The sequence below is a fragment of the Streptomyces sp. NPDC055632 genome, assembly GCF_053618675.1.
The window spans coordinates 30,522-43,154 of the sequence record NZ_JBSHHY010000011.1; the positions used below are offsets into that span (position 1 = coordinate 30,522).

The window sequence follows — 12,633 nt, forward strand, 5'->3', positions numbered from 1 at the left end:
GCCCCTAGGGAGTGTCCAGCAGGTCGATCAGACCGTCACGGCCGAGTGCCTCCAGCTCGCCGAGGGCGGCCACGGCCCGGTCCGCCGCCTCCGGGTCGGAGGCGGCGAGACCGCTCGCCGCGAACTCGTCCTCGTCGAGCCGCAGCACCTCGCTGCCGTCCGCCGACACCCACAGGTCCAGGTCCAGGTCCTCGACCACCACCCCGGAGCCGTCGATCACCGGCGGCCGGGTGACGTCGCAGTACCAGCCCTTGAGGGAGCCGTCGGCGGACCGCACCTCCTTGACCGTGAACCAGCGGCCCTGCCAGTAGTGCTCCACGAACACGTCGCCCGGCTCGAACCGCACGAAGCCGAAGTCCCGCACCCCCTCGGCCGCCCACGGCGCGCGCACCGAGAGCCGGCCCGGCTCCTCCGCGAGCACCTCGGCCGGGTAGCGGATCTTCGTCCGGCCCGCCTTCGTCAGGGTGACCTCAACCGAGCGTCCGGACATGCCGCACCTCCGTCGCCGCGATCTCGTAGCCGAACCACTCGTTGATCGCCAGCATCGGCCCGTTGCCCGCGTCGTTCCCGGTGAACGCCTCCGTGCAGCCCGCCTCCCGGGCCCGGTGCAGGGACGCGTTCTTCACCAGCTTGGCGAGCCCCCGCCCCCGGAAGGCCGGCGCCGTGCCCGTCATCCCCGTGGAGTACCGGCCCGCGCCGTCCGTCTGCGCCGCGCTGAACGCGGCGGGCACCCCGTCCACCACCGCGACCGTCGTCAGCGACCGGTCGAAGAGGGGGTGCTCCCAGGTGGTCTCCCGCCAGTGCGCGTAGTCGTCCATCGCGACCGACACGTTGCCCGGCTCGTCCGCGGTCGTCACCGCGTCCAGCTCGAACAGCGGCCGGGGATCGGCCGCGAAGTCCTCGGCCGTCAGCAGCTCGACGCCGGCGGGCGGCGTCCGGAGCGGCGGCAGCCCGGCCCGCGCCAGGTCGAGCCGGAGGAAGTGGGCCGAGCGGCTGGGGGAGTACCCCCGCCGCTCCGCCCAGCCCCGGTGCTCCGGCGCGTCCAGGACCCAGCTGTAGAGGGTGTGCGCGCCGTGTCCGGCCAGGTGCTCCTCGGCGGCGCGCAGCAGCAGCGTCCCCGCGCCGAGCCCCTGGTGGGCGGGGTCCACGTACACGTTGAGGGAGCCGATGCCCGGCTCCGGCGAGTCGTGGGCGATCCGCAGCTGGACGGTGCCGACGATCCCGCCGTCCTCGGCCACGGCGACGAACGGACGCGCGTGGCTGTCGGGGTGGGCGTGCGCCCAGTCGAACGCGAGCTGTTCGGCGGTCGCGAGCATGAAGGGGAGCGCGGCACGGCGGACCCGGGCGAAGCCCTCGGCGTCCCCGTCCCGTACGTAACGGACGATCACAGTCATGTGGGCGCACGCTACGGGCAGAGGGCGCACCGCCGCCTCCCCTTTTCCGGCGGGGTGGGGGCAGAATCGGCGGGTGACACTCACCATCGTCGTGGACCACGAATCCACCACCGCTCCCTATGAACAACTGCGTGCCCAGATCTCGGAGCGGGCCCGGTCGGGCGGACTGCCGGTCGGCTACAAGCTGCCGACGGTACGGGGGCTCGCGGAGCAGTTGGGACTCGCAGCGAACACGGTCGCCAAGGCGTACAAGGCGCTGGAGGCGGACGGGGTCATCGAGACGCGCGGGCGTCACGGGACCTTCGTCGCCGCCGCCGGGGACGCGGCCAGCCGCCGGGCCGCCACCGCCGCCGCCCAGTACGCCGAGGAGGCCCGCCGCCTCGGCCTCAGCCGCGAGGCCGCCGAAGCGGCGATGAACGAGGCCCTGCGGGCGGCGTACGACGGCTAGGGCGTGTGTCGAAAGTGGCGCCGTCTGCCCGGAGGGCAGGCGGGACTTTCGACACACGCCCCGGGGCGTGTCCGGCCCTGATCCGCCGGACGGGCCCCGGGCCCTGCGAAGGGCACTACAGGTACAGCCCCGCCCCCGCCGTGCGGGGCTCGGGAAGGTCCGCCGGGGGCGTGCCGCGACGGAGCGCGAACAGCTCCGCCAGCGTCGCGCCCTCGCGCGGCACGTCCTCCTCGCGCCCGAGCCACGCCACCGACTCGGCCCGGCTCAGCGGCCCCACCTCGATGCGGGCCAGGCAGCGGCCCGGCCGGACCACGGCCGGGTGCAGCCGCTCCAGGTCCTCGTTGGTGGTGACCCCGACCAGCACGTTCCGCCCCTGCCCGAGCAGGCCGTCCGTCAGGTTGAGCAGCCGCGACAGGGCCTGGCCCGCCGTGTGCTTCGCCTCGCCCCGGATCAGCTCGTCGCAGTCCTCCAGGAGCAGCAGCCGCCAGCGGCCCTTCGCCGTGCCCTCGTCCTCCCCGATGGCGATGTCCATCAGATAGCCGACGTCGTTGAAGAGCCGCTCCGGGTCGAGCACGCAGTCCACCTGGCACCAGTCCCGCCAGGACCGCGCCAGCGTCCGCAGCGCGGACGTCTTGCCGGTCCCCGGCGGCCCGTGCAGCAGCAGGAGGCGTCCCGCGATGGAGTCGGGCGTCACCTTCATCAGCCGGTCCATGGACTCGGCCACCGGCGCCGAGTAGTGGGACCGGACCTCCTCCCACGTCCCGGCGCTGATCTGCCGGGTCGTGCGGTGCGGGCCGCGCCGGGGCGACACGTACCAGAAGCCCATCGTCACGTTCTCGGGCTGCGGCTCCGGCTCGTCCTTCGCCCCCTCCGTGGCCTCGCCGAGGATCCGCGTCGCCAGCTCCGCGTCCGTGGCCGTCACGGTGACGTCCGCGCCCCGGTTCCAGCGGGAGACCAGGAGCGTCCAGCCCTCGCCCTCGGCGAGCAGGGCGCTGCGGTCGTCGTCCTTCGAGGCCCGCAGCACGCGCGCGCCCGCCGGAAGGAGCGTGGCCTCCGGCTTGACCCGGTCCAGGGTGGTGCTGTGCGCGTGCGGCTGCTCGCCGGTCGCGAAGCGGCCGAGGAACAGCGCGTCGACGACGTCCGACGGCGAGTCGCTGTCGTCGAGGTTCAACCGGATCGGCAGCGACCGCTGCGGCTCGGACGGTACCGGTGGGGTGTCAGCCATGGCGCCCATGATCCGGCAACCGGATGCGCGGCGCACCGTCTTTTGGGCGGGGCGCGCCCCCGGTCGCCGGAGTGGCGGTACGTCAGATCCAGTGGCCCCGCAGGGCGCCCCGGGCCCGCCGGGCGAGCGCGTACCCCTTGGTCAGGGCCCGGTCGGCCGCGAAGTTCCGCGCGATCGCACGGCCCTCGATCAGCCGCGCGAACTCCTCGGTGCCGGTGGACCGGCGCACGGTCACCCGCTCCAGGGCGTACGGCCCCTGGCGGCGGCGCGCGAGCGCGTTGCCGACGGCGAGCGCCTGGGCGAACCCGGCCTCCCGGACCGCCCGGCGGACCCGCCGGCTGGAGTACCCGTACGGGTGGGCGAAGGAGACGGGGGCGGTGCCCAGCTCCTCGCCGACGATCTCCCGGCAGCGCAGCGTCTCGAACCGGAGCCGCCCCGCGTCGAGCTGGTCGAGCTGCGGGTGGCTGTGGCTGTGACCGCCGATCTCCGTTCCCGCGTCGGCCAGTTCGCGCACCTGCGCCCAGTCGAGCATGGTGTCGAGCGCGCCGCCACCGTCGTGCTCGCCGCGCAGCCAGCCGGTGGAGACGAAGACGGTGCTCGCGAAGGAGTGCTTCGCCAGGACCGGCAGGGCGTGCCGGTGCACGCCCTCGTAGCCGTCGTCGAAGGTGATGAGCAGCGGCCGGGCGGGCAACGGGGTCCCGTCCCGCCAGGCGGCGGCGAGCCCGGCGGTGGTCAGCGGCGTGAACCCCCGCTCGGCGACCACCGCCATCTGCGCGGCGAACGCCTCGGGCGTGACGGAGAGCCCGAGGACGGCGGGGGCCGGGTCCCGGCCGACGGCGTGGTACATGAGGATGGGTACGGGGGCGCTGCCGGTCGTCTCGGATGCCTCGGTCGTCCTGGGTGCCCCGGGCGCGCCGGGCGTTGCCGCCGGTCCCGTCATGTGACCGCTCCTTCGGCGGCGCCGTTCGCGACGACGCCGTCCTCGGTTCGTTCCCCGGCCCGTTCGGCGATCGGCTCGTCGGTCGGCTCGGCGGCCGGTCCGTCAGCCGGTCCGTAGGTCGGTCCGTCGGTTCGGTCGACGCCCGGTCCGTCGGTCCGTTCGATCGGGCCCCAGGAGAAGGCGGTGCCGGAGCGGCGGGCCCGCAGCCGGCCGAGGGCGTAGCCGCCGGCCGCGAGGGTCACCCCGGTGACGATGGCCCCGGCGCGGCCCGCGCCGCCGGAGCGGCCGCGCAGCGCGTCGCGCACCCCGCGCAGGACGCCGGCGGGCAGCACGCGGGTGGTGTAGCGCCGTTCGGACTCCAGCCCCTTCCGCGCGCCGACGCTCCGCGCGACGAGCGCCTTGGAGAGCCCCTCGGCGTACACGCGGGTGCGGAAGTAGGCGAAGCGCTCGCGGACGGCGGGCACCTTGTGGTGGATGACCGCCCGGTCGTCCATGAGCAGGATCGCCCCGGGCAGCGCCGTGGAGAGCCGGATGCACAGCTCGGTCTCCTCGCAGCCCAGGGGCCGCCGGTCGCCGTCCCGGCCGATGCCGGTGGCGAAGCCGCCCGCCGCGTCGAAGGCCGTACGGCGGAAGGAGGCGTTGCCGCCGAGCACGTTCCGCACGGGGACGCGGCCCGGGGCCAGACCCCGGTACGTACAGCCGACGACCCAGTCGAACTCCTCCGGGAACCAGGCCGGACGGCGGCCGGACGCCCAGGAGGGCAGGGTCCGGCCGCCGACGGCCATGACGCGCGGGTCGTCGTAGGCGCCGGCGAAGTGCCGGAGCCAGTCCCGCTCGGCGACGGCGTCGTCGTCGAGGAAGGCCACGAACCCGCCGCGGGCGGCGGCGATTCCGGTGTTGCGGCCGGCGGAGAGGCCGCGGGGGCCCGCGTTGGCGAGCACCCGCACCTCCTCGCGGAGCCGTGCGTCCGCGTACTCCTCGGCGAGCCGCGCGCGGAGACGCTCGTTGTGGTCGACCACGAGGAGCGTCTCCAGGGCCGGCAGCGACTGCTTCCGCACGGAGCCGACGGCGGCGAGGATGTCCTCCCAGCGGTCCTCCGTGTAGACGCAGATCACCACCGAGAAGCCGGGCGGGGACGTGCTGTCGCTCAAGACGCCTCTCCCCGGGGGACGTTGACCGAGAAGGGGGCGGGCCGGCGGCGGTCCGCCCGGCCGGGGGACTTCTCCTTGAGGATGACCTTCAGGACCCGGATGCCGTCGCGCACGGCGTTGAGGTTGCTGACGCCGTGAATGCGGTTGTACTCGTGGCTCGGCACCTCCTGGACCTTGAGGCCGGCCTTGACGACCCGGATGTTGATCAGGGTCTCGATCTCGAATCCGGTGCAGTCGAGGGTGATCCTGTCGAGGCAGTGGCGCCAGAAGGCGTTGTAGCCGTAGCAGAGGTCGGTGTAGCGGGCGCCGAACTTGCGGTTGACGAGCGTGCAGAGGGCCCAGTTCCCGAGCCTGCGGACGGGCGTCATGTCGTCCGTGCCGCCGCCGTTGGCGAAACGGGATCCCTTGGCGAAATCCGCTCCGCCGACGAGGGCGGAGACGTAGGAGACGATCTCCTGGCCGTCGGCCGAGCCGTCCGCGTCGACCATGACGATGATGTCGCCGGTGCAGGCGGCGAAACCGCTGATCAGCGCGTCGCCCTTGCCTTTTCCGGCCTGTTTGACGACCTTGACGTCCGGCCGGATTTCACGGGCGACGTCGACCGTGTCGTCGGTGGAATTCCCGTCGACGAGAACGACTTCGTGAATCCATTCCGGCAGTGTCCCGAAGACGTACGGAAGGTTCTCCGCCTCGTTCATGGCGGGAATGACGACGCTCACCGGCGGAGCGATCGCCAGGTGTGAGGTGATGGCCCGGTACCGGGCGGCTATTCGACTCGGCTCGGTTATTTCTTCGCCCGCGACGGCTGGGCGCAGGAACGAGCTCATGGGTCTTTTCCCTCTCGTCCGGTGGACCGCCCACCCCTTGGGCGGTCCGGTGGTGTGTCCGGTTCGAAAGGGGGGTTCTCGCCCACCCTCGTGGAAGCGATCTCCTTGCAGGAAGAGCGAGTTGGCATGTTCTGGCCGCGCGGCATCCGCGACTCGGCACACGTTCGGACGCCGAGCGCGGAACCCCCCCTGCCGCGCCCCGCACCGGAGCCACCGCGACGCTGGAGCCCTCCCCTGAGCCGCTGTGCGTGATGGATCGGTGCGGGTGAGATGCACGACGGTATTGATGAATGCGACTGTATGGCAAGACCCGGCTCTGTGGCCCGCCTTTCCGTAGTTTGACGGCGCTTCAGTGATCGGAAGTGCACTTTTCCCGGTCGGATTCGATCAATGCGATGACACGTGGGGGAGTGGTGGGGCGGGATTTACTCCTGTGCGGGGATGTGTGAATGCGTCGCGTTTCATACGGCGTTTGAGCGGGCGATGCGGGCGATGCGGGCGTTGAGCGGGAGCGGAGCATCCGCTTCCTCTAGTGGCCGGATCTCGACGGTCCTTGACGGAGGGTCGGAGGGAGTTCACCCCCAGTTTTGACATGAACACTTCCGGGGTGGCGGATCCGCTGCTACTACCTGGTAACGCAGAGATCCTGCTACAGGGAGGTTCCATGAGACTGCCCCGATTCACCGCCCTCTCCTCCGCCCTCCTGCTCGGCGCCGTCCTCGCCCTCACCGGAGCGGGAACCGCTCAGGCCGCGGAGACCGCCGCACTCGACTACGTGGCGCTGGGGGACTCGTACTCCTCCGGCGTCGGAGCCGGCAGCTACGACAGCGCCAGCGGCAACTGCAAGCGCTCCACGAAGGCGTACCCCGTCCTCTGGAAGAACGCGAACGCCCCCTCCTCGTTCGCCTTCACCGCTTGCTCGGGCGCCCGAACGGGTGATGTGACCGCCAATCAGCTCGGACCGCTCTCGACCGCCACCGACCTGGTCTCCCTCACGATCGGGGGAAATGACGCCGGTTTCGCCGACGTCATGACCACCTGTGTGCTCCAGTCCGAGTCCACCTGCGTCAACCGTGTGAATCAGGCCAAGGCCTACGTCGACTCCACCCTGCCCGGCAAGCTCGACTCCGTGTACGACGCCATCAGGGGCAAGGCGCCCAACGCCCGCGTGGTCGTCCTCGGCTACCCGCGCTTCTACCAGCTGAACGGCACCTGCGTCGCCGGCCTGAGCGAGGGCGAGCGCCGCGCCATCAACGGAGCCTCCGACTATCTCAACGCGGCCGTGGCCAAGCGCGCCGCCGACCACGGCTACACCTTCGCCAGTGTCGTCTCCGCCTTCACCGGGCACGAGATCTGCTCCGGCTCGGCCTGGCTGCACAGCGTCAACTGGCTCAACATCGGCGAGTCGTACCACCCGACCGCCGCCGGGCAGTCCGGCGGCTACCTGCCGCCGTTCAGGAACGCGGTGTAGCGGGTACGTCCGTTCGGGAACGCGGTGCAGCCGGTGGGCCCGTTCAGGAACGGGGTGCAGTCGGTGCGCCGTCCGCACCCGTGGCGCCGGAGCCGGCCGGGACGGTGCTCGTGACACCGCCCGGCGCACCCGGCCCGGCGCCCGGACCGTCGTCCCGTACGGCGTGGTAGACCAGTGCCCCCGCGATGAGCAGCGCCCCGACGATCCCGGCCACCAGGACGGGAACCCGGCGGGGCGCCTCGTGCTTCCGGCCGCCCGAACCACCTTCGCGGGTGCCCGGGGACGGAGCGGGCGCGCCGGCCGGCACGGGCCCGGCGCCCGGTGCGTCGCCGTCCGCCCGTGAGCCGCCCCCGCCCGTACGTGAGCCGCCCCCGCCCGCCTTCGCGCCGCCTCCGTCCGCCCCCGCGCCGCCCGTGGGCCTCCGTGCGCCGCCGCCCGCCACCCGGCGCAGCTCCCGCTCGGCCCGGTCCGCCGTCACGGGGCCCTCCGGCCCCTCGCCCAGGAGCGCGTCGATCACGGCGCCCAGCGGGCCGGACCGGTCGTCCGCCGCCGCCTCCAGGAGCGCCCCCAGGGAGCGCAGTTCCGCCGCCGGGCCCGCGTCGTCCTCCGGCGCGCCGCCGAAGCCGGTGACGACGACCCGGCCGTCGTTCCCCAGGATCACGTCCTCCGGCTCCACGCCCCGGTGGGACACGCCCGCGTCCCGGGCCGCCCGCAGCCCGGCCAGGACCTCGGCGCCGACGCGCGCGGCCTCGCGCGACGGCAGCGGCCCGCCCGCCTCCAGGGTCTCGGCGAGGGTGAGGCCCCGGATCAGCTCCGCCGCCACCCAGGGCCGGCCGTCCTCGGAGACCACGTCGAGGACTCGTACGACGGAGGGGTGGGAGACGCGCGCGACGGCCCGTGCGTCGCGCTCCCGCCGCGCGTGGAGCAGGGGTGCCTCGTCGGCCGGGAGTCCGGGCGGGACCCGGGACTCCTTCAGGGCCACCTCGTGGCCGCTCGTCTCGTCCAGGGCGCGCCAGACGGTGCCCGTCGCCCCTTCGGCCAGGACGTCCAGAAGCCGGTAACGACCCGCGATCACCGTCATGGATCCACGGTAGCCGAGGGTCGCCCTTCCGGCTCCGGTCCGGCGCCGGGCCGGACCGCGGGAACCGCCGGCGGATCTTGGTGGTGGAGATCACACGGCTCCGCGTGCCCCCGGTGGTCGCGCCGGAGTGCAGGATGGTTCGTGACGGTTCGACAGGTGTTCGAGCCCTGTCCAACTCGCCCTGGAATCGGATGTATTCGGAGGGTGACCGTCAACCCCCGTACGAGTGCGTTGAATCCCGTCGCCGGGATACACGGGTGTCATGACGGGGCGATAGGGTTAACCTGCCCGGGTCGGGTGCCCTTGTACGGGTGGGGAGTGACATGGAACAGATAGCAATGCGCAGCAGGCCCCGAGTGCCTGCCATCACCTGCGGGAGCAGCGCGACCAGTTCGCGGCTCGACCGTCATCTCGCGGTGCTCGGCGGACCCGCCGTGCCCCAGCGCGAGGTGGCCGAGGCGACCCTGCTGATGCGGGAACTGACGACGCGTACGCGCGAGGCGCCGGTGCACGGCCACCGCAGCCGCAGCGCCCGGGTCTCGCTCTTCGCACCGCTCCGCCGACTCCGCCGCTCCCTCTTCGGCACCCGCCGCTAGCCCGGGTCCCGGCCGCCCGTACGGCCCCGACCACGACTCCGCCGGACGTGTCCCCGCCCGTCCGGCGTTCGTCGTGTCCGCACCACCCGCCCGCCCCCGTTCCTTCCCCGCCCGTCGTCCCGTCCCCGTTCGCCCGCGCCCGGCCACCCGCTCCCGCCTCCCCGTCAGGCGACCACGCCCGCGTTCCTGAGCTCCTTCACCTCCGACTCCCGCAGCCCGAGTCCGGCGAGCACCTCGTCCGTGTCCTGTCCCAGGGCCGGGATCCGGTCCGTCCGGGGCTCCGGCGCGTCCGGGAACACGATCGGCGGGAGCAGCGTCCGCAGCGGCCCGACCGGCGACTCCACCTCCCGCCACCGGTCACGGGCCGTCAGCTGCGGATGGTCCGCGAGCTCCGCCACCGAGTTGAGCCGGGCGCAGGCGATGCCCGCCGCGTCGAGCCGGGCGAGCGCCTCCTCCGCCGTCAGCGGTGCCAGCACCTCCGCGACCACCGCGTCCGTCGCGGCGCGCCCCGCCACCCGCGCCGCGTTCGTCGCGAAGGCCGGATCGTCGGCGAGGCCGGGCCGGCCGAGCACCTGCCCGGCGAGCCTCCGCCACTCCCGGTCGTTCTGCACGGAGAGCAGCACCAGGCCCCCGTCCGCCGTCGGATAGGCGTCGTACGGGGCGATCACCGCGTGCGCGAGCCCGGTGCGCGCCGGGGCCGTTCCCCCGTGCATCCCGTGGTGCAGCGGATGCCCCATCCACTCGGCGAGCGAGTCGAGGAGGGACACCTCCACCGGCCCGCCCCGGCCGGTCGCGCCGCGCCGCACGAGCGCGGCGAGGACGCCCGAGAAGGCGTACATCCCGGCGGCGATGTCGGCCGCCGGGATGCCCGACTTGACGGGGTGCTCCGGGGTCCCGGTCACCGACACCAGGCCCGCCTCGCACTGGACGAGCATGTCGTACGCCCGCCGGTGCGCGTACGGGCCCTCCGCCCCGTACCCCGAGACGTCCACCGCGATCAGCCGGGGGTGCGCGGCGCACAGGGTGGCGGCGTCCAGGCCGAGGCGGGCCGCCGCCCCCTGCGCCAGGTTCTGCACGAAGACGTCGGCGCCGGCCGCCAGCCGCCTGGCGAGGGCCAGGCCCCGGGGGTCCTTGAGGTCGATCGCCACCGACTCCTTGCCGCGGTTGCACCACACGAAGTGGGAGGCCAGGCCCCGGGCGGCGGTGTCGTACCCGCGGGCGAAGTCGCCGCCGTCGGGGCGCTCGATCTTGACGACGCGGGCGCCGAGGTCGGCGAGCTGACGGGTGGCGAAGGGCGCGGCGACCGCCTGCTCGACGGCGACGACCGTGATCCCTTCGAGGGGGAGTGGCTGAGTGCTCATGACCGCCCTGCCTACCCTGCCGGACGGGCCCTTGTCACCCGGGGATGCGTCACCCTCCTCCGCGCCGCCCTCCTGCCGTTCCCGTCGCTTCGGCGGCCTCGGCCGTTCCGGTCGCGCCGCCGGTCACAGAAGGGCGAACTGCCCCTCCGGTCCTTCCTCCCGGTGGTCCAGTACGGACGCGGGGCGGCGGGACCGGGCCGGCGGCGGCAGCACTCCGGCGGCGCGCAGTGCCGCCGCGCCCGCCGACCCCCGCGCCGCGAGGGCCGCCCGCTCCGGCTCCCGCGCCCCGAGCAGCGCGAGCACGGTGATCAGGTCGAGCAGCTCCGAGGTCCACTCCTGCGGCCAGGCGGCCGGCCCGATCGCCTCCAGCGAGCCGGGCTCCGCCGGAGCGGTCCGGTGCGCGAACCACTGCTCCAGGACCCGCGCCCCGCCCACCCGGAACTCCCAGGCCTCCGCCGGTACGGGGGAGATCCGGCCCCCGTCGAGGACCAGCGCCTCGTCCTCGGAGTCGTACGCCATCGTCGTCGGGCGGGCCGGGACCGCGGCCCGCACGTAGGGGCGGCGGCCGCCCGGCAGCCGGGGCTTCGTCCCGCTCAGGGCGCCCCGCAGCTGCACGTCGAGGAGGCCCCGGCCGAGCGCCACGCCCGCCGCCCAGACCTCCGGGTCGCCGGGGAGCGGGACGCGGCACCCGGCGGGGGAGGGGCGGGCAGCCGCCACCGCCCACGCCAGCCAGTCACGGGCGCCGACCTCCTGCCCGTACCGCTGCCCGAGGAAGTCCAGGAGTCCGGGGGCGAGATTGGGCTCGTGACCGCCGGGGCGCCGGAACAGCGGGCGGATCAGGCCCGGCCGGCCCGCCGGGGAGCGGCCCTCCGGCAGCGCGGCCGTCACCAGGAGCGCGGGTCCGGCCGCCCCCGGCACGTACCCCTGCTCGACGGCGAACAGCTGCGGCTCCCCGGCGACCCGCCACAGCTCCGGCCGCGCGGTGTCGATCAGCCGGTGGTCGGGGAGCAGCCACTGCTCGTCGAACGGTCCGGGCGCCACCCGCACCGGCGCCGGGCACGGGCCCGCCTCGCGCGCGAACCGCACGGTCCCGGTGCGCTGTCCGGGCAGCGCGGCCACCGCGCTCGCCGGGGTGCGGGCCCGGCTGGGCCGGAAGAGCGCCTCCCGCTCGGCCCCCTCGGCAGCCACGAGCCGGTCCCAGCGGGTCCGCAGGGTCCGCGCGTCGGGGGCGACGATCCAGGGGCGGCCGAACCGCAGCGGGGCCACGGACCACGGCATCAACTCGTCGAGGAGGGGCGCGTCCTGCGGCCGGGCGTCATCGGTCACGCCCCGCATGCTAACGACCGCCGTCGGTTCGCCTCCAGCACGTCAGTGGGCTTCGACCGTGACCGTGAAGGAGAAGCGGTCGCCGCGGTAGCGGATGCGGGCCACGTCGACGACCCGGCCGTCCTCGTCGTAGGTCACGCCCGTGTAGTGGAGGATCGGGGAGAGCAGCGGGACCTGGAGCAGGCCCGCCGTCTCCGGGTCGGCGAGGCGGGCCTCGACCGTGTCCGTGATGCGGCTGATCCGCACCCCGACCACGTCCCGCAGCACCTTCGTCATCGGCCAGCGCTCCAGGTCCGCCGGGTCGATCGCGGCGGCGAGGCCGGGAAGCACCGCGTTCTCCGCCCAGTTCGTCGGCTCGCCGCTCTCCCCGTCGCTGCGCAGCCGCCGGTACGCCACGACCTCGGGCACGTCGGGGAAGTACTCCGCGAGCTCCCCGGGCACCGGCTCGGCGCCGTGCCCGAGGACCGTCGTCCGCTCGCCCGACTGCTGGGCCACGATCGCGTCGATCGAGCCGAGCAGCCGGCGCGGGGTGGAGCGGCGGGCACCCGGCTCGATGAAGGTGCCGCGCCGCCGGTGCCGGCTGATCAGGCCCTCCTCCTCCAGCTCCTTGAGGGCCTGGCGCATCGTGAGCACGCTCACGCCGTAGTGCGCGGCGAGCTGCTCCTCGGTGGGCAGCCGCAGCGAGGCGTCGGGCGTGCGGCCCAGTATCGAGGCGCGCAGCGACTGCGAGACCTGGTACCAGAGCGGCAGCTTGCGGTTCAGGACCAGCGAATCGGGAGCGAAGGCGGTCACGGGTCCTCCGTACGGGGCTAC

Annotated in this window: 13 protein-coding genes; 3 read left to right on the forward strand and 10 right to left on the reverse strand. The window is 74.3% G+C overall.

Features of this window, described 5'->3' with window-relative positions; all coding sequences use genetic code 11:
* Window positions 1-4: 4 nt before the first annotated feature.
* Together ACWGSR_RS16560 and ACWGSR_RS16565 are read right to left on the reverse strand one after the other, a co-directional pair.
* On the reverse strand, window positions 5-490 hold the full coding sequence (locus tag ACWGSR_RS16560; RefSeq protein ID WP_453567090.1) for a DUF402 domain-containing protein: 486 nt from the start codon (window positions 488-490) through the stop codon (window positions 5-7).
* Window positions 471-1,394 (reverse strand): N-acetyltransferase family protein, encoded by a 924-nt coding sequence (locus ACWGSR_RS16565; protein WP_453567092.1) that lies wholly within the window; start codon window positions 1,392-1,394, stop codon window positions 471-473. The genes ACWGSR_RS16560 and ACWGSR_RS16565 overlap by 20 nt, the downstream gene beginning before the upstream one ends.
* A gap of 73 nt (window positions 1,395-1,467) precedes the next feature.
* Here ACWGSR_RS16565 and ACWGSR_RS16570 point away from each other — a divergent pair, with 73 nt between their 5' ends.
* Window positions 1,468-1,842 (forward strand): GntR family transcriptional regulator, encoded by a 375-nt coding sequence (locus tag ACWGSR_RS16570; protein WP_453567094.1) that lies wholly within the window; start codon window positions 1,468-1,470, stop codon window positions 1,840-1,842.
* A 115-nt stretch (window positions 1,843-1,957) separates the two neighbouring features.
* On the opposite strand, the gene ACWGSR_RS16575 is transcribed toward ACWGSR_RS16570, so the two are convergent.
* The 4 genes from ACWGSR_RS16575 to ACWGSR_RS16590 form a co-directional block, all read right to left on the reverse strand.
* Entirely contained in the window at window positions 1,958-3,076 is a 1,119-nt protein-coding gene (locus tag ACWGSR_RS16575) for a DUF5925 domain-containing protein (protein WP_376235167.1), read from the reverse strand.
* Between the two features lie 73 nt (window positions 3,077-3,149).
* The gene (locus ACWGSR_RS16580) at window positions 3,150-4,007 is read right to left on the reverse strand and encodes a polysaccharide deacetylase family protein (RefSeq protein WP_453567096.1); all 858 of its coding nucleotides are present in this window, start codon (window positions 4,005-4,007) and stop codon (window positions 3,150-3,152) included.
* Complete coding sequence (locus ACWGSR_RS16585; RefSeq protein WP_453567098.1) at window positions 4,004-5,158, reverse strand: glycosyltransferase family 2 protein; 1,155 nt, start codon at window positions 5,156-5,158, stop codon at window positions 4,004-4,006. The genes ACWGSR_RS16580 and ACWGSR_RS16585 overlap by 4 nt, the downstream gene beginning before the upstream one ends.
* Window positions 5,155-5,985, reverse strand: coding sequence for a glycosyltransferase family 2 protein (locus ACWGSR_RS16590; RefSeq protein ID WP_453567100.1), 831 nt, complete (start codon window positions 5,983-5,985; stop codon window positions 5,155-5,157). The genes ACWGSR_RS16585 and ACWGSR_RS16590 overlap by 4 nt, the downstream gene beginning before the upstream one ends.
* A gap of 664 nt (window positions 5,986-6,649) precedes the next feature.
* On the opposite strand from ACWGSR_RS16590, the gene ACWGSR_RS16595 reads away from it, so the two are divergent.
* Window positions 6,650-7,456 carry an SGNH/GDSL hydrolase family protein gene (locus tag ACWGSR_RS16595; protein WP_376235160.1) on the forward strand — a complete coding sequence of 269 codons (807 nt, stop codon included), beginning with the start codon at window positions 6,650-6,652 and terminating at the stop codon, window positions 7,454-7,456.
* 43 nt (window positions 7,457-7,499) lie between these two features.
* Here the strand turns inward: ACWGSR_RS16595 and ACWGSR_RS16600 are convergent, their stop codons facing one another.
* On the reverse strand, window positions 7,500-8,537 hold the full coding sequence (locus tag ACWGSR_RS16600; RefSeq protein ID WP_453567103.1) for a serine/threonine-protein kinase: 1,038 nt from the start codon (window positions 8,535-8,537) through the stop codon (window positions 7,500-7,502).
* A gap of 323 nt (window positions 8,538-8,860) precedes the next feature.
* Between ACWGSR_RS16600 and ACWGSR_RS16605 the strand changes: the two genes are divergently transcribed.
* A complete protein-coding gene (locus tag ACWGSR_RS16605; RefSeq protein ID WP_376235155.1) occupies window positions 8,861-9,133 on the forward strand; it encodes a hypothetical protein in 273 nt (90 codons plus the stop codon).
* 164 nt (window positions 9,134-9,297) lie between these two features.
* Here ACWGSR_RS16605 and ACWGSR_RS16610 read toward each other — a convergent pair whose 3' ends face one another.
* From ACWGSR_RS16610 to ACWGSR_RS16620, 3 genes are all read right to left on the reverse strand, one after another.
* Window positions 9,298-10,494 (reverse strand): CaiB/BaiF CoA transferase family protein, encoded by a 1,197-nt coding sequence (locus ACWGSR_RS16610; protein ID WP_453567105.1) that lies wholly within the window; start codon window positions 10,492-10,494, stop codon window positions 9,298-9,300.
* 123 nt (window positions 10,495-10,617) lie between these two features.
* Window positions 10,618-11,829, reverse strand: coding sequence for a type ISP restriction/modification enzyme (locus ACWGSR_RS16615; protein WP_453567107.1), 1,212 nt, complete (start codon window positions 11,827-11,829; stop codon window positions 10,618-10,620).
* A 33-nt stretch (window positions 11,830-11,862) separates the two neighbouring features.
* Window positions 11,863-12,612: a GntR family transcriptional regulator gene (locus tag ACWGSR_RS16620; RefSeq protein WP_121832962.1), complete on the reverse strand. Its 750-nt coding sequence runs from the start codon at window positions 12,610-12,612 to the stop codon at window positions 11,863-11,865.
* Window positions 12,613-12,633: the final 21 nt, after the last annotated feature.

Coding starts and splice junctions, on each gene's coding strand:
- ACWGSR_RS16575 (WP_376235167.1), bottom strand. CDS start 3,076: ATGGGCGCCATGGCTGACACCCCACCGGTACCGTCCGAGCCGCAGCGG.
- ACWGSR_RS16605 (WP_376235155.1), top strand. CDS start 8,861: ATGGAACAGATAGCAATGCGCAGCAGGCCCCGAGTGCCTGCCATCACC.
- ACWGSR_RS16565 (WP_453567092.1), bottom strand. CDS start 1,394: ATGACTGTGATCGTCCGTTACGTACGGGACGGGGACGCCGAGGGCTTC.
- ACWGSR_RS16580 (WP_453567096.1), bottom strand. CDS start 4,007: ATGACGGGACCGGCGGCAACGCCCGGCGCGCCCGGGGCACCCAGGACG.
- ACWGSR_RS16610 (WP_453567105.1), bottom strand. CDS start 10,494: ATGAGCACTCAGCCACTCCCCCTCGAAGGGATCACGGTCGTCGCCGTC.
- ACWGSR_RS16615 (WP_453567107.1), bottom strand. CDS start 11,829: ATGCGGGGCGTGACCGATGACGCCCGGCCGCAGGACGCGCCCCTCCTC.
- ACWGSR_RS16600 (WP_453567103.1), bottom strand. CDS start 8,537: ATGACGGTGATCGCGGGTCGTTACCGGCTTCTGGACGTCCTGGCCGAA.
- ACWGSR_RS16590 (WP_453567100.1), bottom strand. CDS start 5,985: ATGAGCTCGTTCCTGCGCCCAGCCGTCGCGGGCGAAGAAATAACCGAG.
- ACWGSR_RS16560 (WP_453567090.1), bottom strand. CDS start 490: ATGTCCGGACGCTCGGTTGAGGTCACCCTGACGAAGGCGGGCCGGACG.
- ACWGSR_RS16595 (WP_376235160.1), top strand. CDS start 6,650: ATGAGACTGCCCCGATTCACCGCCCTCTCCTCCGCCCTCCTGCTCGGC.